Below are 17,772 nucleotides of genomic sequence, written 5' to 3'. Positions count from 1 at the left end.
TAAGCAAATAAATTAAGGTTTTATGAGCTTAAGCGTGTTTGGATAAATTTGCTCTTATAGATAGGGCGAATTTTCGTGCCTTTGCTTGCAATATAAATAAAATTAGAGGCGATAACGCCTCTAACATCTCATATCTAATCTTTTTTGTTTATCTTTTCTTTTGCGGTTTTTATGAAATTTTCGGCACTCTCATAGATCCTGTCGCCGAGTTTTTTGGCTTTGGTTTTTAAATTTTCGCCGATTTCTTCGTATTTTATGCCTTCAAGCTTTTCTGAAGCCTTTTTCTCAAATTCGGCTATCTCTTTTTTAAGCGCTTCAAGCTTTTCATTGACCTCAAGATTTTCCATCAATTTATCGCTTTTTTCGTTAAATTCTCTTTTCAAAGTCTCAAATTTAACGCTTGCGCTTTGCGTAAATTTGTTGATATTTTCATTCATTTTAAGCTCTTCAAGCCTTATAGCAAGCTGGTCGCCGATCTCGTTTTGCATACGCTTAAATTTCGCAAAATAACTATCCAGCGTATTTTCCAAAAGATCGCTGATGATGCTTGCGGCAGGGTCGTTTGAGCGCTGCATTAGATTTTTAAGCATGGTTACGAAGTCATCTTCTATCCTAACCAGCTCTTTTGCGCTTTTTATCAAATTTTCGCTATCCGGAGCGAATTTCATCTCCTCTTTAAATTTCTCAATCGCTTTTAAAATTCCGTCTCTTGCACCGGTTACCGAGCCGTTTATAAGCTCTTTTGCAAAGCTGTGATCTTCGTTTGCGATAGTTACGGCGGTTTCTATGACGACTTCTGCGATCTCAAGGAAGCGAATTTTGCTAAATACACCCTCGTTTATCGCGCTATATACGATATTTTTAGCTATTTCTGCGCTCGTATCTCTTACGTCCTCGCCCTTTTCTATGGTAGTCAAAAACGCCGCTTCGGTAGTTTCGCGAAGGATTCCAAGCATCTGCAAATCGCAAAGCATAGCATCGTCAATTGCGTTTAAAATTTGCTCTTTTTCTTCAAATTCGCCATTTTGTATGTGGCTTTCAATGCTTTCAAGAGTGGTTTGTATGGTGTGTTTGATATCATAAATTTGATCGTCGATCTGCTTTTCTATGCGCTCTTTTTCATAAATCAACTTATACAAAAACTGCTCTTTTGACTCGCTTGCCGCACTCGTGATGCCGTCTATAAGATTTGCAACGCTTTTTGAGTTGAGTAAATTTTCCGATCTTAGAATTTCACACATTTGCCCAAAAGTATTTGAGACCTCTTCGTTTAGCTCTTGATCGCTTTTTAGTTCTTTGAATTTTTTCTTGCTAAGATCAAATGCAAGCTCACGGATAAGGACTAAAATTTGCGGATTGTCCTTGTTTTCTTGAAGTGTGTGAAGAAAAATTTTATTTTGCATATTTTTCCTTTATAAAACGTATTTGGAGCGATTTTTGATAGCGTTAAATATCTCTAAGCGCTCTTTTTCTGAATTTACGGTTAGCTTTAAGTTGTAGCTGGCGTATTTTTTATCCGAACTGAATTTGGAAAATTTTAGTTCATACTCGCGACCTCTTACTAGTTCATCTATCGTATTTTGAGCGTTTATACCCGCTTCAAGTATAAATTTATACTCCCATAAAGTGGGGTATTTGATATTTGGTTTTTCATTTATTTCGTGAATATTCGCCACTTTTTCCTCCTGTTTTGCTTTCAAGCGCTATATCTGTTATTTGCATGGACTTATCTATGGCTTTTATCATATCGTATATAGTTAAAAGACCCACGCTAACACCTATAAGTGCCTCCATCTCAACGCCTGTTTTGCCTTCGATCTTAACGCTTACTATTAATTTAAAAGCCGTTATTTCGGGTAACTCAACGATATCGCAATCAACCGAGCTGATAAGTAGCGGATGACACATCGGGATTAATTCGCTTGTTTTTTTAACACCCATGATTGCAGCAACTACGGCAGTTTGAAGAACGGGACCTTTTTTGCCCGTATTTTCTTTAATTGCGCTAAAAGCTTCTTGGCTCATTTTTATGATACCGCTTGCTACGGCTATGCGCGTAGTGGGCGATTTTTCGCTTACGTCAACCATTTTCGGGCGATTTTTTTCGTCTAAATGTGTTAGCATGATTATCCTTTTTTAATTTGGATTATATCAAAAGCTATTAAAGGGGAGATAAATATGCACCCTCGTTAAAGGGCGCATATTGAGTTGTTACAAAAAGGAGGTTTTTCTTGTCGGACAATGAAATAATATCTAAGTGTTTTAAATTTTATCCCAACTCAAAGTTAATAGTTTGCCAATTTGCAAATAAAATTCAAAATTGCGATTTTTCGCTATTTATAAAAGCGTTTATTCCCTTTTTAAGACGGCTTAAGCCATCTTTTAAGAGCTCTTTAGGGCATGCTATATTCATGCGTAAAAACTGCTTGCCGTTACCTCCAAACTCTCCGCCCTCAGATACCCAAAGCCCAAATTCGCTTCTTAGAAATTTTTGTAATTTACTCGAATCATCACAAATTTGCGAGCAGTCAAGCCAAAGCAAATAAGTAGCCGTCGAATGAACGAGCTTGATGATTGGAATTTCGCTTTGTAAAAATTCCCGCACTAAAATTTTATTAGTATAGATATACTCTCTAAGCTCATCAAGCCACACCTCACTTTCATTATACGAGGCTATCGTCGCTACTGCGCTAAATATGTTGTTTTCGGCGATTTTATCGTTATCAAAAGCGCGCTTTATAAGATCTTTTAAATTTTCATTTGGCGTTACGACCATAGCGCCCTGAATGCCCGCGATATTAAAGCTCTTGCTGGGCGAGATGCAGGTTATGCAGTTTTGAAAATACTCTTCAATCAAAGCCATTGGAGTGTAGCTAAGCTTAGGGTCTACGATATCGCAGTGGATTTCATCAGATACTAACAAAACGTCGTTTTCATAGCATAGTTTGGCGATCTTTTCAAGCTCTGCTTTGCTCCAAATTTTGCCTATCGGATTGTGCGGATTGCAAAGCAACATTATGCGAGTGAGCGGATCTTTAAGCTTGTTTTCAAGATCTATAAAGTCGATTTCATACTCTTGCGAATTATAGATTAACTTGTTGTCTGCAATTTGTCTGCCGTTATTTATGATTATATTAAAAAACGCATGATAAACAGGAGATTGGACTAAGATTTTATCTCCGGGGCAAGAAAATTTACGTATTATGCTCGCAATCGCCGGCACCACTGCGCTACAGGAGATAAGCCACTCAGGCTTAAAATCAACTTTGTGCCTTCTGCTCCACCACGAACAAATTGAACTTTGCCACTCTGCGGTCAGAGTCGGGTATCCAAATACACCGTGATCAAGGCGCTTTTGAAGTGCAGCTAAAATTTCAGGCGCGCATTCAAAGTCCATATCCGCTACCCACATCGGCAGCTCATCCTCTTTGCAACTCCATTTTACGGAGTCTAAACCACGCCTATTTATAACTTTATCAAAATCATATCTCATATTTCGCCTTTATTTTTATTTTGCACTCTTTTTAGCTCTTTTGTTGGTTGAAATTTTATCGTTTTATACTTAAATTATTAATCGCGATCTTTCCCGCTTTGATTATTGTGGTTTTTGATCGCAGTATCTTAAAATGCTTTATAAAATTTGATGATAAGCTAATGAAAGAGATGTTTTGTAATATTGCTTAGTTGTAACCAGAGTATCAAATAAATTTTTATAATTACTCTATAAAACAAAAGTTTTAAATGATGGCTTTGTTGAATCTAAGTTTTCGTTTGGCTTTTCAATCAAAGAAATCTTTTTAAATTGCATTTGTAGATATGTGAAATTTTACAAATAGCTTTTATAAATTGATTTTTTATGAGAAATTTAAAAGATAATTGGAGTTAAATAATGGCCGGGAGAGAGGGATTCGAACCCCCGGAGGCTTTCACACCTCAACGGTTTTCAAGACCGCCGCTTTCGACCACTCAGCCATCTCCCGAGTCATAATTTGGCTAAATTTAGCCAAATTTATTCAGTTTTTTCTTTAACGTAGGTAGCCCCGTCGTTAACTTTGTCTTTAGACCATTCAACCGCTTTGTTGGTATCTTGTTTGACACCTCGCCAGGTATTTGAACAGCCAGCCATCAAAAGGACCGCAGATAAAAGTACTAAAACATAACGCATCTTTTTCTCCTTATGTCGTTTTGGAGGCGACACCCGGATTCGAACCGGGGGTAAAAGCTTTGCAGGCTTCTGCCTTACCACTTGGCCATGTCGCCTTTTAGCTTAAATTTATGGTGCCCGAAACCGGACTTGAACCGGTACGGTAAAATTACCGAGGGATTTTAAGTCCCTTGCGTCTACCATTCCGCCACCCGGGCATAAATTCCCAAAAAACTGATGGAGCGGGAAACGAGATTCGAACTCGCGACCCCAACCTTGGCAAGGTTGTGCTCTACCCCTGAGCTATTCCCGCATTTTGAAAGTGTAATTTTATCCCAACTATGCTTAAAAAAATATTTTATTTTTGATAAAATTAAATTTTTTGTAAGTGAAATATGTATATAATCACCAAATACTTTTTGGGGTTATAGCTCAGCTGGGAGAGCGCTTGAATGGCATTCAAGAGGTCGGCGGTTCGATCCCGCTTAACTCCACCATTTAAACTTTCTTTAAGTTTTAATCCCTTCTCTTTAATTCTGTTAAATGCCTTACTTAAGGGCTTTACAGCATTTTTAATTTCCAATTAGTTGCTTTGATTACTCTTTGTGCTATAATTGCTTTTGATTAATTCAGCGACTAATTAAGGGGTTCTTTTTAATTCTGGGACTTTTGTAAAAAACATAAGAAAACATGGAAACGAAAGGAATTAAATCGCAAACATCTCTAAGGAAAATCTTCAAGATAAAGATATCAGAAAACTGCAACCTCCAAAATTTAAAAAGAAAATAGCGGTATGAAATCCCAAATAGTTATATTTGTGGCTTAATCCAAGTGGCAAGAAAACATTCTTTATAAGAACAAAGGATGATAAGTCGCTTACAATAGGTAAGTTTGGAGAAGGCATTTATAGTGTAAGCGAAGCAAGGATAGACGCCGTAAAATTACTAAAAGAGCTTGAAGGTGGTAAGGATATAGATACCATTAAAGACAAGAATGATAAGTATAAATTTAAAAGTCTTATTATTCATATTTGACCACAATATATTATGTTTGATAATCTCTTTAAGATCTCGATAAATCTTTTAATATCTTCGGCTATAACGTAAATTCCTAATTATCTTCGTTATGCAACTCTTTTGATCTACATAACAAAGCTTAAATATTCTACCTACTATAGCATCAATAGTATAAGTTTAGTACTTGTTTACTTTTTGTGCTATAATCAACTTTACTTTTACTACCACTAAGCTTAACTAGTCTTTTTATCTCTTAAATAAAGTAGCCTTTTAACCATTTGTTATATATCACTAGCGATATATAATTGATAGGAAAGTTATAGTATGTTTTAGGAGTTTGAAAGAAAAATTTAAAAAAATGAAATTGACATATTTAAATCATGGCAGACAGGATGGGATTCGAAAACAAGTATTTTTATACGAATTTGCAGGTATTTTAATGATAATAAAATTTTAGTGATACAGAAAGTGATACATATTAGAAATTTGTTTATAGAATTCTTCGGTTTTATATTGCTATTTACGCTTTGGTAAATTTCCTTAAAAATATCAAGAACGACAACGATATCTTTGCTCTCATCAATAAAATAAAGCGAAACGTAATCTTCACGTCCTTTCCTTTATAGCACAAATTTAATAAACTTTTCTTTTATTCGTAACTCTACTCCTTAGAAATTCTCTCTATCTCTCTTAGTTTCTCTATAATAGGAAGCAGTATCTTGTCATTGCCATAATCTTTAAAGAGCTCTAGGAATTCTTTAAATATCTCGCTTTGCAGTTTCGGATTATCGGTAGAAGGTTGGAGTTGTAAATTGATGTCATTCGTATCGCCGTTTATTAATAAATCTATGCTTACGTTAAGTTTTTCGGATATCTCTATAAGCTTTTTAGCGGGAATCACTCCTCTATACTGCCACATATTTAAATTTTTATAAGGAATATTTAGAAATTCGCATAGCTCCTTATTGCTTGATACCTTCGCAAGCTTTTTAATATCGGCTAATATCTCATCATATGTTCTCATCTTACTCTTTTTACTATAAATAGTAGTAAATACTCTTGACATTATACTATATTATATAGTATAATTCTTATATGGCTAGTAAATATTATACCAAATTCCATTCCATTATCGGATAAGGCGAAGAGGTAAATGAAGCAAGTAAAATTTATATACGCTTTAAGAGTATCAAAGACCATATCCTATAAGTAAAGCGTCATTTGGCAATAACTAAATAAATTTAGTAGTCAAAAGCCGGCATATATAAACGAATAAAAGGAATCTCATGCGTCAAGATGAAGAGCTAAGAGGCAAAAGCCTAAATAAAAATAATAGTTCAAACCCTATCATTCCTTATGATTATTTTACTTATGCCGTTACTAGTATCGTTACTAGTAATACAAGAGCGTCTTTTATAAAGCCCTAACATGAAAATCCTACATACTACGGATCTTCACTTTAACGAAGAGTGGTTTAGCTATATTAAGCATATAGAGAAGGAGTATGACGTTATCTGTATAACGGGAGATCTATTAGACGCCTTTCATCCTAAAGGGCTTGATTTTCAGATAGATATAACTACTAAATTCTTAAAGAGTCTAACTAAACCGACATTCGTATGCAGCGGAAACCATGACGTAAGACCCATATGGGATAAGATTTGGCTAAATGAGATAGAAGGCATTTACTCCGATAGTAGTATAGAAGAGATAGATAAGGTGAAATTCGGTTGCGCCGCTTATTATAATCCGAACTATGAGAAATTTAAAGAGTGCGATATATTATTATCTCACCTGCCTCCTTCAAGAACTCCTACCTCTATAGAGCTAGGCGGAAGCGACTACGGAAGCAGAAAGCTATACTACGTAATAGGCAAAGGCACAATATCTCCTAAATTCGTCTTATCGGGACATATTCATAACCCTATAAAAACAGAGTATAGATTAAAAGACGCTATCATATATAATCCGGGGTGCGATAAGGATAGTAAAAAGCCCGGGATTATAAGGGTGGAGATATAAAGAGCTTATATTAACCTTTGCATATCTCTAAAGAGCATAAGATAGGATATATGAAGGTAAAGCGAGAGTAAAAGCAAGCTCATTTTGATATAAAATAAAAAACATATCTGAAACTACTACTCTTCATTCATATTACGAATCAAAGATAGTGGAGAGCCTTTAAATTTTAAGCGAACTTTCAAATACGTAGAGGTAGAATCCTTTTTACCTTTATATCTACGTAAACAAAAACTTCCGCACGAATTTAATATTGTAAAAATTAAGAGATAGTGATTTGAAGTTCGCTAAGATAGCTTACTTCACAAATTTATATTATAAAAGCTAAGAGATTTAGCTATATATGGATAATGTATGCATATATAGCTTTAAACCTTCAAGGAAATAGTTATGAATAGTAATAGTAATAATATATTTTTTACGTCCGATCTGCATTTGGGGCATAAAAACGTTATGAAATTTTGTCCGTGCTTTAGAAACTTTAACTGTGTAGATGAGATGGATAACGGACTAATTAGTCTTTGGAACGATACGGTAGGAATTAACGATGAAATTTACAATTTAGGTGATTTATCTTTTTACAGGGATATAGAAAAGAGTATATCCATACTAAAGAGATTAAACGGTAAGCATACCTTAATCCTAGGCAATCACGATGAGATTATCAAGAATAATAAGGACGAGCTATTGCAAATTACTAAATTCGACGGCAATAAGCTATTTGAAGAGATAACGGATTATAAGGAGCTAACTTTAAAATTTAAAGATGCCAGTTATAAATTAGTTCTCTTTCAATAGATCGGTAATGGAGATAAAGAGTAAGGAGGTGTTTGATCTAAAGAGAGAAAAGAGCGTTTGAGATAAAGATGTGTTAAAAGCTTAAGTCTATTTTTATGAAAAGCATTTTATAAATATTACTATATGCCATATCCAAGATGGCGAGGATAGTCATACATTTATAACATAGGCGAGGATACTTTTTGTCCGACAAGTCAGACAAAATATCTCGTTAGGGGTAAGCCCCTAAGACCCCATTCTGGACATATTCTAAACATAAAAATTAGCAAAACTGTATTTAACTTTTAGCAGTAGAAGTTAAATACATTGTAATGATTTAATAAAATATTCTAATTATAGTCCGCTTTACCAAGTTCTCTTATGACTATTTGGAAACTATTTAGGATTTTATATAAAATATTTTTAATTGAAATTTATAAATCCTATATAAGCTCGTCTATTGAAAGCACATTTTCTTCTCCAAAAAACTCTTTTACTTTCTCCAATATGTCAGAATCATTAGTAGGCATATATATTATTAAATTCTTTTTTGCTCTCGTTATACATACATAAAATAATTTTTTCGTTCTTAGCTGAACATTAGAATTTGAAGATCCTTTTCCAAATAATGTATTAAAATCGTATTTATTCCAATCAGACTCTAATACAAGAAGTACATTATCATATTCACTACCCTTAACACTATGTTGAGTACAAATTGGTGAAAATTCTTTTAAATATAAAACACTTTTTCTATATTGCTTAAATGTTGTATTTTTTATTCTCTCCCATAAATAAAACCCTTTATTTGAAATATAATCACTAAATAATTCATCTTCTTTGAGTAGTCCTTTCCCTTCAGCAAACTCTAAAACTTCTTCTATCGTTTTATTTTCTTTATTTACAAGATAATCAATTGCTTTCCTAAGGCAAATCTTATCATTCCTATTATGAATAGAAAATTTTGTTATTCGTAGAAAATCATTAAATTTATTAGCCTCGTATAATTCAATAATTTCCTCTAATATATCCAATCTGCGTAGAATTCTATCTCTGTAAGAATTAGCTTCATATTTACCACTCATCCCGTTTAATTTATATGACATAAGAGATTCCTTAGTAACTCTACATTTTTCGTAAGCTTCTTCCCATGACATATCTTCTAAAACACTGTATATTGACTGATAAGTTTCACTTCCATTAATTTGATCCAATAAATCTACTTTCTTAAATGTTGGTTTTACCTCTAACGCCAATTCTCCAAAAGTCTTATCACTATCTACATCTCCTTTATCAATTTTTTCCTTTATCTTGTTTATAAGAGTAATTATCAAATCAGCATTATATATATCATATAAGTCTTTAAATCCAGCCATTTCAGCATTATATTTATGAGTCAACCTTAACTCTTTTGTTTGTTTTCCATCAGAGAAATCCCAAGATTCAAAAATATCCTTTCCCTTTACACTTATAAAATCATCTGTTTCATTTCCATATAAAAATTTAATACTACCCTCCCGAATGACACCATTCTCCATATTGGGTGCATTTATATCTTCTGAAGGTACTTGCTCAATACCATCATCTCTAAATTTATTAGCTACTTCAATTACAACTCTTGGATTTCTTCGGTTTTGAGTTTTTACTATTTTTGTTAAACTATATTGATTTAAATTACCAACTCCGTTGTCATATATAGACTGCATTGAATCCCCAAAAAAACCAATTACATTTTTCTTACTGCTTTGATCAAGATGCTTTAATAAAATATCAGCAACTAAAGGACTTGTATCTTGATATTCATCAACAAAAATGCAATCTGCAATATCCTTTAAAATATCCGCTATTTTTTTGTATTTCTCAAACATTTTCTCTGCAACAATCAAAATGTGATCATGACTAATTTTAACTCTGTTTTCATCATTTGGCGTTACAGAATAATACTCGTCATATTCCACATAAATATTTTCGAAATATTCTTTTGAAATTAAAGCCTCAGAAAAATCTTTTGGCTTTTTAAAGTTCTTTTCATTTTCATCGTTAATAAGCTCAACTAAAATATCCTTTATTTCATTCTGATATTTCCTAATAAGAGCCCATATAAACTCATGTATTGTTGAAACCCAAAGGTTCTCATTTTCTATTCTTGATAAAATTTCTGTAACTGCATTATTTGTATACGTAATGCATACTATCTTAATATCTGGTAATTCCCCTATGAGTGCATTTATTAAGGAAATTAACGAGTATGTTTTTCCGCTTCCAGCACCACCTTCTAAAATAAAATTTTTACCATTTTTTATACATTGAAGAGCTTCCAATACTTCTTTTTCCAGTGTTAGCGTATCCATAATAAGCCCTCCTCAATATAATGTGGAACTGCCCATTTTTCATCCTCGTTGCCATCTTCTTTGTCAAAATACAATAGGCTTGATGCAAATGCTGACTTCTTTTCCACATTTTTTAATGCAAAATTATAATAATCACCACTTGCTATTTCATCATTCTCAAAGTCTTTTAACGCCCCATATTCACAAAATCCGTCTTTATTCTTTAATATAAAGTCTTTATTTAATGCTATAAATGCATCTTCAAAACTACTTGCTTGATACTCATCATCAATTTCCGGTATTTGATAGGCTATTCTAATATTATTTTTAATTTTATCCTCAGGTCTTTTTTCTACAAGTTCCTTAAATTGATTATTTGATTCATCAAGACCTGAACCTTTAAAAAAGTCTTTTATAGAGGCATTGCTTGTATACCTTGCGTCCTTTGGATGTGATTTTACATACCTCCCATTAACATTTATATTTGCGGCATCTATGTCTGTGATTATCAAGACCTTGATACCTAAAAACTCAAATAATGGAATAAAGGTATGTGAATGTGCCCCAGCTTCTATTACAGAAATATTTTGTGATAATAGTGGAATAATATATCCTTCTGGCTTTTCTTTATTATCGGTCTTATACATCATAGTCGGCATTAAGATTCGTTCGGTATCTCCTTCTATACAAATAGCTTTATCTGCAAAGAAAAGCTCACTTCTATTTATTGTCAGATATTGTTTTACAAACTTAAATCCTTTCTTTTCATTCCCACCATACTCTTCTTTTAAAGAATTAAAACTCTTAGCTATAACTGTATTCCCGTTTTTCTTCAAATATATAATATCATCAAAGTTACATTCAGAAACTATATGTGATGAATGAGAAGTGATTAAAATCTGCAACTGCTTATTCTTTTCTTCCAACAACTTTGTTCTATGTGCTTTAATATGAGCTTTAATATTCCTTATAAATATATACTGTAACTGGGGATGTGTATGTGCTTCAGGCTCTTCAATATATAAGAGATTTATATCTGCCGGTTGTTCAAATAATTCCTGTATCTTGGTTTCAATCTCAAACAAAATACCAATTAAATTCAAATACCCCAACCCATTATAAGTTTCTGGAAGTGAACAATCTCCCCCTTGTCTATAACTTAAGTTTGTATTATCTGACAATAAATTTTTCTCTGAAATAGATGACTCTATTGCTATATCAATTCCATTTTCTGCACCACCATATGTTTTTATAACATTTATAACATCACTAAAAATACCTTTTACAGCTTCTTCGCCTTCACTTTCTCTTCCGTTATAAATCGCATATAATGCCCTATCAGCTTTCTCCAGTTCTTCTTCGAGGTTAGTAAATATAGATTCACTTTCATTTTTTGAAGCCTTATAAGAACTAAAATATTTTCCCGTCAAACTTGATAAAACATGATTACGATCATCATTAGAAACTGCTCTATCGGCTCTAATTCCTGCCACTTTAATTACTTTTTGAATATCCTTATTATCAATCTCTTCTGACCTATCTTGTGTTATTTGATTTAATTCAGCATCAAATCCCCTCGAATATTTTTTAGTTTCAAAAAAGTTTGAAAAATTCTTGCTGATAAATTTAGAAAATGATATGAAATCTTCAAGTTTCTTTTCGTTAATAATCTCTTTTAATTCTATAATTTTCTTTATAGATATTAATGAAATAAATTCTAAAACTATAGTATTATTATCCGGATTCAAATCCATCATAAATTTTTGTATATTTGCATATGAATCATTATCATCATACTCTATAAATAATTGCAAATTAACAGCTTCTAATGATGCAACTTTCTCCTGCTCAGATATATCAAAATCAATTATTTTTTCATACAGTTCTTTCTGACATTCCAAATTTATATCTTCCCACATTAATTTAGATGAATTTAGTATCTTGTCTAAAATAATAAGAACTGAAGTTTTTCCACAATTGTTTTTTCCTATAATTAAAGAGAGTTCATTCTTAAGATTTAATTCAAAATTTTTTAGCAATCTAAAATTTTGAACAACTATTTTATTTAAAATCATTTACACCTTCCTTTTGTTTTCAACTATATTACTCGTGAATACATTAAACAGAAGCTGATAGGCTATCCTTTTAATAAAATAAGTTCCTCGAGTTATCTATTTCTATTGTTAGAGATATTAAGTTTTTAAACTTATCTTACACTATGATTCGTGATTGACTCATGATGTATATTAAAGAACATTTTTAAATTTAATCTTTAAGAAAAACTTAGATTATGATACAAAAAAGAAACCTCTACTCTCTTATGCCTTTATATATAAACAATAAGAGGATAGAGGTGTGACTAGACCATACAGCCCTCTACCCAATCCACCCATTCATAACTATATTCATCATATCGTTATTGTTTCTTATAGTATCGTGATTAATACTTGATATGCCGTTATCTTTAGCAAAAGCATTAATATCTTGTATTATCTTATCTATCTGATCTCTTGTTATATAGTTACCATTATCTAATTCTAGCTTCTCTACAGCTGAGTATTTGTTTGATTGATTTTTTACAATAAGACTATTGTCTTTGTATCTTACAAGGAGATCTTTAGAAAAAGTACCGGTTCTGCTAAAAGTAATATCCTGCTTGGTTATGTCTCCACTTAATCTAATAGTATCATTGCCTCCGTTAATAAGATTGATTAGCTCTTTATCTTTAATGATATTATTATTTGATTTTGATGAAATTATATATACATCATCTCCGTCACTGCCAATTAATGTTGCACTATTGCCTCTTGAAACAATAGTATCGTCTCCTTTTCCAGCCTTTATAGTATCATAGTTGCCTGCAAATATTATATCATTTCCTTTTCCCGCATCAACGTTGTCTTTTCCGCCACTAGTTATAATTACATCGTTTTGCTTTGAGCCATTTATATTCTCTTTTTTGTCTATGCCAAAGACTATTCCGCTATGCTTTAATGACACAGAAGGTTTTAGTTGCCACCAGCTTTTGGTTGACTCTTGTAGATTATCATTTGAAATATTAATCTTTGTACCATCTTTAAATTCTAAAAATGATACAGTCTTATTCTTGTTAAAATACTTGCTAATAGTTATAGTACCATTAGGCAGATGCAGCAAAAGATCATCTATGTGTCTTGAAAAATCAATGTCTGATATATTAGATTTAGATATCTTTATGGTATTGTTAGAATAACTAGAGTCTATAAGCATATCACCTCCATCATACTGATAACCAAGAATATTAAATTTTAACTCTTTTTTTACAAATTCCTTTCCATCACTGACACCAATCATAACACTGTCCAGCCCTAAGAAATCAGCATTTGCCTTATAGGAGAAATTTCCTTCTTCGTCTATATTAAATTTTCCATTTGCAGCATTTGAAACTATTGAATACGTGAGTTTATCTCCATCAACATCTATGGCTTCTATTTTAGAACTAATAATATTTGTATTTTTTAATTCATAAACTTCAGCTTCACTATTAAACAAAGGCAAATCATTCACTGCCTCTACATTGATTTCAAGTCTGGCTTTAGAACTAATTCCGTAAGAGTTACTAACTTTTATCTCCACACTATCTTTGCCGTTAAAATTAATTTCTGGCCTATATTCATAACTTCCATCTGAGTTGATAGTAAATATACCATTTTTTGGATTGCCAATAAGCTCATATTTAATATTGTCATTAGGTACGTCCGCAATAACTTCTATTTTTCCTCTTAATATTTCATCCTCTTTAATAAAATTTGACGAAAAGCCAATAATAGGTATAGTAACACTAATATTAAAATTAATGTTAAGCAAGGCCTCGCTTCCCATCATATCACTAGCTTTAATTACAACTTTATCAACTCCTACAAACCCTTCATTTGCCTTATAGCTATAAGCTCCGTCTTTTTGTAATGCAAATGTTCCATTTTGAGGGTTAGAAATTATTTCATAAATAATATCACCGCCATCAGGATCAAAAGCCTTAACAAAAGAAGAAATACTTCTTTGATTTTTTAGATCCATACTGATACTTTCTTGATCGAATTTTACAGCTCTATTTAATAATGTTTCTATATCATATTCGCTGCCATCACTATAAGCTACTCTTTCTATTTTATTTTCAGGATTATTCCAGTTTTTAATAGTGATTTTGTCTTTTAAATTATCAAAAGCGACACCTGACTCTTTTATGCCTACGATCAAATCATCTCCTGAAATTTTGCCTTGAAGATTATCTCGATTAATATCAAATCCAAATATTATCTTATCCAGACCTCCGGTATCTGATATGGTGTCTTTTCCTCCTGAAATTTCAAAGATGTACTTATCATCCCCATTAAGGCCATTAAGCGTATCATTGCCCTCTTTGCCGTTTATAATATTTGCATTTTCAGTTCCATTTAGAGTATTGTCAAATTTGTCACCTATTATAAATTTATCATTTCCCATGCCACTTAAATCTTTTAATATTTCTTCATGATTTAGAATAGCTCCATTACTAAACACAAAACTTTCTATTCTTCCTTGGCTATTAAAGAAATTTTTAATAACAAGCTTATCAGTAAGCTCATCATATTTTCTTCCATCTATTTTGATAGCTATTTCAAGATCGGTATCAAGTTTATTGACAATAATGCTATCAAATGAAATTCCATCTCCGAACAATACTCTATCTACACCGCCAATATCATCTATGGTAACTACACCATCGAATTTATTAAATTTATAAATTGTATCAGCAGAAACTTTTTCTAATATCTCTTCAAAGCTTAAAATTTTGCCATCAAAGTAAAATTGCTCTATTTTACCTGTGGTGTAGCCATTTTTGATAGTTATGTTTCCTAATATGTCATTTTTATCAAATGGATTTGATATGCGAATTATCATATCATTGCCACTTTTTTGAATACTGACATCTTCTGGTTTTAAGAATGCGAATCTTAATACATCTCTTCCGCCATCATCAATAACAATATCGTCACCGTCTCCTAAATAATACTCATATATAGTATTATCTTTGGAGCCTATGAGCAAATCATTTCCTGCAGCGCCTCGCAATATATCCATACCTCCTGAGCCAAATATTATATCATTACCATTTCCTCCGTTGATTTCATCATTGAAGTTTGACCCTATAATAGTATCGTTTCCGCCCCTAGCTTCTATTGATATTCCATTTTTACTACTGCTGAAATCAAAATTTTCGCTACTTTTGGTTGCAAAATTATATTTTCCTATTGTTCCTACTATATCTTTGCCGCTCAATTTAAAACTAATGCCGGTTTTTGCAAGAAGAGTCTGAATTTTTTCATTTACAAGATAGTTTTTATTTATTTTAAAAATAGCATAATTGTAGTCTCTTTTTAAGGCAGCGGATAATAAATTTATAGCAAGAGCCGTTTCTGTTTCATTAGCTTCATGATTTATTATGCGCTCAAGTTTTAAGTTTAATGCGTTAAACATAAGTTGACAACTCTTTGTATTTTCTCCAAATAGCCTATTTGAAAGTATTTTGCTCATAGTTGCAAATTTTATATTATCATACTCTTTTAATACAGCTAGCACTATATAGGGATTTGCCCTTTGCTCATTAGTAAGTCTAGACCCTCTAAAAGCCTCCACTATGGATATCTTCTTCTCATATTCGTCACTTAGCTCACTTACCGCTATACTATGCTTGTCACTTACTTTAAACCAAACATCCCTAACAATACCTGTTTTCCCGTTAGATGTTTGAAACAAACTCTCTCCAGTTATACGATTACCGTTTTCAAAAGTAGTATTATTTGAAACTTCTAAAGACAAAGATGAAATTCCAACATCTTTTAACGATTTAACTTCTTCTTTTGTGCTTTTCCCGTCAAGGTTTAAATCTTGCCATACAAGCAAATCTTTAAATTTTTCATCATTTTCATCTATAATATTATCTTTATTTGAGTCAAAATCTCTTAGGGCCTCATATCCATCTTTTGCATATGAGCCGTTTGATAGCTTCGATAGCGAACCAAACAATTCATATGAGTTATTTATAATCCTATCTTTATTTATATCTACTCCTAATAATCCATCTCCTTGATCTATCCAAGCGGTTTTATCTCTTCTTCCTATATTCTTATAGTCAAAGTATATATCTGTTTTATTAAGATCCGTAGATGTAATGCCGTTTGAATTAAGATCCAGTACTATAGGCGGCACAAATGAGTTGTTTGAACCAAAATTATCATTCAACGCCCATCCGTCAAGTATATTATCCATATCTTTGCTCAATTCATCAAAGGCTTTACTTGTAGATTCTTCTTCGTACCTTTTAATATCCTCTTTTAGTTTTAAGTTTGAATTTGCCGCATCATCCAAGTCTCTTACGTTTCCGCTACCTTTTAAATTTGAATCTGATGAATTCAAATCATTTTTATCATATATAGTATCTAGATTATCTGATTTAAACCATCTATTTTCAAGTGTCAGAGTTCCATTATTGGCATTCGCTTTCGCACTTGTTCCACTACTTCCTATTCCAGTATAGCCTGAATTTATGATAAGCTCTTTTATACTTGCCTGAGACAATATCTTAGTTTCATCTACATAATTATTAGAATCTATAATTATATCGGTAAAATTGTTATCATATAAAGGCTCAATAGGTATATTCGATTTGGCGTCAGTAGGACTAAATTTGAACCAAACATCTTTTATGCTTTTACTTGTGCTATTTTGTTTAAAAGTAGATTCGTTGGTTATAATATTCTCATTTTCTACAATAGAGAAGTTTTCCTTATCAGGTAGATGAATTTGTGAAATTCCAAGCTCTTTTAGGGTTTTTAACTCTCCTTTTTCACTAATTCCATTTTCATTATCCATCCATACTATTAAATCTTTAAATTTTTCATCATTTTCATCTATAATATTATCTTTATTTGAGTCAAAATCTCTTAGGGCCTCATATCCATCTTTTGCATATGAGCTGTTTGATAGCTTAAAATGAGTTCCAAAAAGCTCGCTTCCTTTGTCTATTAAAGAATTTTTGTCAATGTCTATCGCAAGTAGTCCATCGCCACTTTCTATCCAACCTGTTTTCTCTCTTACTCCATCGCCATCATAATCAAAGTATGTATTAGAATTTACAAGAGAGCTTGATGTAATACTGTTTGAGTTTATATCCAATACAAGCGGAGGAGTGTGAGTATCATTTCTTTCGATTTGCCAAGAAGATCTTATGATTGAAACCAATTCCGGATTTGATAATATATTTTCTCTATTTAAGACTATGCCTAATTCCGAAGCTTTTAATCTAAGATTAGCCAAGGCAATATCAAGGCGGCTTTTATCTATATAGTTATTGTCTGATAAATATATTTTTTCTATCGTTTTGTTTAAATCGGCTTGTGATTTTACTATCAAGCTATCACTATTTCCAATATCCAAGATTAGGTCTTCTCCATCCATCCAAAATACC

13 protein-coding genes and 5 tRNA genes are annotated in these 17,772 nt (G+C 32.2%); 5 read left to right on the top strand and 13 right to left on the bottom strand.

Going from position 1 to position 17,772, the window contains the following annotated elements:
* Nucleotides 1-134: 134 nt before the first annotated feature.
* The 9 genes from CDOM16188_RS10670 to CDOM16188_RS10630 all read right to left on the bottom strand — a co-directional run bounded on the left by CDOM16188_RS10670 (nt 135) and on the right by CDOM16188_RS10630 (nt 4,457).
* Nucleotides 135-1,403, bottom strand: a complete 1,269-nt coding sequence (locus CDOM16188_RS10670) for a hypothetical protein (RefSeq protein WP_172202066.1) — start codon at nt 1,401-1,403, stop codon at nt 135-137.
* A gap of 9 nt (nt 1,404-1,412) precedes the next feature.
* On the bottom strand, nt 1,413-1,676 hold the full coding sequence (locus tag CDOM16188_RS10665; protein ID WP_172202064.1) for a DUF493 domain-containing protein: 264 nt from the start codon (nt 1,674-1,676) through the stop codon (nt 1,413-1,415).
* Complete coding sequence (gene moaC, locus CDOM16188_RS10660; protein WP_172202068.1) at nt 1,651-2,127, bottom strand: cyclic pyranopterin monophosphate synthase MoaC; 477 nt, start codon at nt 2,125-2,127, stop codon at nt 1,651-1,653. Before moaC ends, CDOM16188_RS10665 begins: the two co-directional genes overlap by 26 nt.
* A gap of 187 nt (nt 2,128-2,314) precedes the next feature.
* The gene (locus CDOM16188_RS10655) at nt 2,315-3,493 is read right to left on the bottom strand and encodes a MalY/PatB family protein (protein ID WP_172202062.1); all 1,179 of its coding nucleotides are present in this window, start codon (nt 3,491-3,493) and stop codon (nt 2,315-2,317) included.
* A gap of 397 nt (nt 3,494-3,890) precedes the next feature.
* Nucleotides 3,891-3,980 (bottom strand) — tRNA-Ser (locus CDOM16188_RS10650).
* Between the two features lie 29 nt (nt 3,981-4,009).
* Nucleotides 4,010-4,165 carry a hypothetical protein gene (locus CDOM16188_RS10645; protein ID WP_169943102.1) on the bottom strand — a complete coding sequence of 52 codons (156 nt, stop codon included), beginning with the start codon at nt 4,163-4,165 and terminating at the stop codon, nt 4,010-4,012.
* A gap of 21 nt (nt 4,166-4,186) precedes the next feature.
* A tRNA-Cys gene (locus tag CDOM16188_RS10640) sits at nt 4,187-4,260 on the bottom strand.
* 16 nt (nt 4,261-4,276) lie between these two features.
* A tRNA-Leu gene (locus CDOM16188_RS10635) sits at nt 4,277-4,362 on the bottom strand.
* 20 nt (nt 4,363-4,382) lie between these two features.
* Nucleotides 4,383-4,457, bottom strand: a tRNA-Gly gene (locus tag CDOM16188_RS10630).
* Between the two features lie 108 nt (nt 4,458-4,565).
* Here CDOM16188_RS10630 and CDOM16188_RS10625 point away from each other — a divergent pair.
* A tRNA-Ala gene (locus CDOM16188_RS10625) sits at nt 4,566-4,641 on the top strand.
* Between the two features lie 318 nt (nt 4,642-4,959).
* Nucleotides 4,960-5,178, top strand: coding sequence for an integrase arm-type DNA-binding domain-containing protein (locus CDOM16188_RS10620; RefSeq protein WP_172202060.1), 219 nt, complete (start codon nt 4,960-4,962; stop codon nt 5,176-5,178).
* A 643-nt stretch (nt 5,179-5,821) separates the two neighbouring features.
* On the opposite strand, the gene CDOM16188_RS10615 is transcribed toward CDOM16188_RS10620, so the two are convergent.
* Entirely contained in the window at nt 5,822-6,184 is a 363-nt protein-coding gene (locus tag CDOM16188_RS10615; RefSeq protein WP_172202058.1) for a helix-turn-helix domain-containing protein, read from the bottom strand.
* Between the two features lie 262 nt (nt 6,185-6,446).
* Here CDOM16188_RS10615 and CDOM16188_RS10610 point away from each other — a divergent pair, with 262 nt between their 5' ends.
* From CDOM16188_RS10610 to CDOM16188_RS10600, 3 genes are all read left to right on the top strand, one after another.
* Nucleotides 6,447-6,587, top strand: a complete 141-nt coding sequence (locus CDOM16188_RS10610; RefSeq protein ID WP_172202056.1) for a hypothetical protein — start codon at nt 6,447-6,449, stop codon at nt 6,585-6,587.
* Nucleotide 6,588: 1 nt separating this feature from the next.
* Nucleotides 6,589-7,182 (top strand): metallophosphoesterase, encoded by a 594-nt coding sequence (locus CDOM16188_RS10605; RefSeq protein ID WP_172202055.1) that lies wholly within the window; start codon nt 6,589-6,591, stop codon nt 7,180-7,182.
* Between the two features lie 387 nt (nt 7,183-7,569).
* On the top strand, nt 7,570-7,977 hold the full coding sequence (locus tag CDOM16188_RS10600) for a metallophosphoesterase (RefSeq protein WP_172202053.1): 408 nt from the start codon (nt 7,570-7,572) through the stop codon (nt 7,975-7,977).
* Between the two features lie 422 nt (nt 7,978-8,399).
* On the opposite strand, the gene CDOM16188_RS10595 is transcribed toward CDOM16188_RS10600, so the two are convergent.
* The 3 genes from CDOM16188_RS10595 to CDOM16188_RS10585 all read right to left on the bottom strand — a co-directional run bounded on the left by CDOM16188_RS10595 (nt 8,400) and on the right by CDOM16188_RS10585 (nt 17,741).
* Nucleotides 8,400-10,307 (bottom strand): UvrD-helicase domain-containing protein, encoded by a 1,908-nt coding sequence (locus CDOM16188_RS10595; protein WP_172202051.1) that lies wholly within the window; start codon nt 10,305-10,307, stop codon nt 8,400-8,402.
* Complete coding sequence (locus tag CDOM16188_RS10590; RefSeq protein WP_172202049.1) at nt 10,295-12,361, bottom strand: ATP-dependent endonuclease; 2,067 nt, start codon at nt 12,359-12,361, stop codon at nt 10,295-10,297. Before CDOM16188_RS10590 ends, CDOM16188_RS10595 begins: the two co-directional genes overlap by 13 nt.
* Nucleotides 12,362-12,662: 301 nt before the next feature.
* Nucleotides 12,663-17,741, bottom strand: a complete 5,079-nt coding sequence (locus tag CDOM16188_RS10585; RefSeq protein ID WP_216656289.1) for an Ig-like domain-containing protein — start codon at nt 17,739-17,741, stop codon at nt 12,663-12,665.
* Nucleotides 17,742-17,772 lie beyond the last annotated feature (31 nt).

This window comes from Campylobacter sp. RM16188 (genome assembly GCF_012978795.1).
In the GTDB taxonomy this organism is placed as follows: domain Bacteria; phylum Campylobacterota; class Campylobacteria; order Campylobacterales; family Campylobacteraceae; genus Campylobacter_A; species Campylobacter_A canis.
The sequence above is the reverse complement of the archived record's forward strand: the minus strand, read 5'-3'. Positions and strand labels throughout refer to the sequence as shown.

What these genes read in the sequence shown, in the direction of transcription:
- CDOM16188_RS10600 (WP_172202053.1), top strand. Translation starts at nt 7,570, where the DNA reads ATGAATAGTAATAGTAATAATATATTTTTTACGTCCGATCTGCATTTG.
- CDOM16188_RS10615 (WP_172202058.1), bottom strand. Translation starts at nt 6,184, where the DNA reads ATGAGAACATATGATGAGATATTAGCCGATATTAAAAAGCTTGCGAAG.
- CDOM16188_RS10590 (WP_172202049.1), bottom strand. Translation starts at nt 12,361, where the DNA reads ATGATTTTAAATAAAATAGTTGTTCAAAATTTTAGATTGCTAAAAAAT.
- CDOM16188_RS10645 (WP_169943102.1), bottom strand. Translation starts at nt 4,165, where the DNA reads ATGCGTTATGTTTTAGTACTTTTATCTGCGGTCCTTTTGATGGCTGGC.
- CDOM16188_RS10595 (WP_172202051.1), bottom strand. Translation starts at nt 10,307, where the DNA reads ATGGATACGCTAACACTGGAAAAAGAAGTATTGGAAGCTCTTCAATGT.
- CDOM16188_RS10655 (WP_172202062.1), bottom strand. Translation starts at nt 3,493, where the DNA reads ATGAGATATGATTTTGATAAAGTTATAAATAGGCGTGGTTTAGACTCC.
- CDOM16188_RS10670 (WP_172202066.1), bottom strand. Translation starts at nt 1,403, where the DNA reads ATGCAAAATAAAATTTTTCTTCACACACTTCAAGAAAACAAGGACAAT.
- CDOM16188_RS10605 (WP_172202055.1), top strand. Translation starts at nt 6,589, where the DNA reads ATGAAAATCCTACATACTACGGATCTTCACTTTAACGAAGAGTGGTTT.
- CDOM16188_RS10610 (WP_172202056.1), top strand. Translation starts at nt 6,447, where the DNA reads ATGCGTCAAGATGAAGAGCTAAGAGGCAAAAGCCTAAATAAAAATAAT.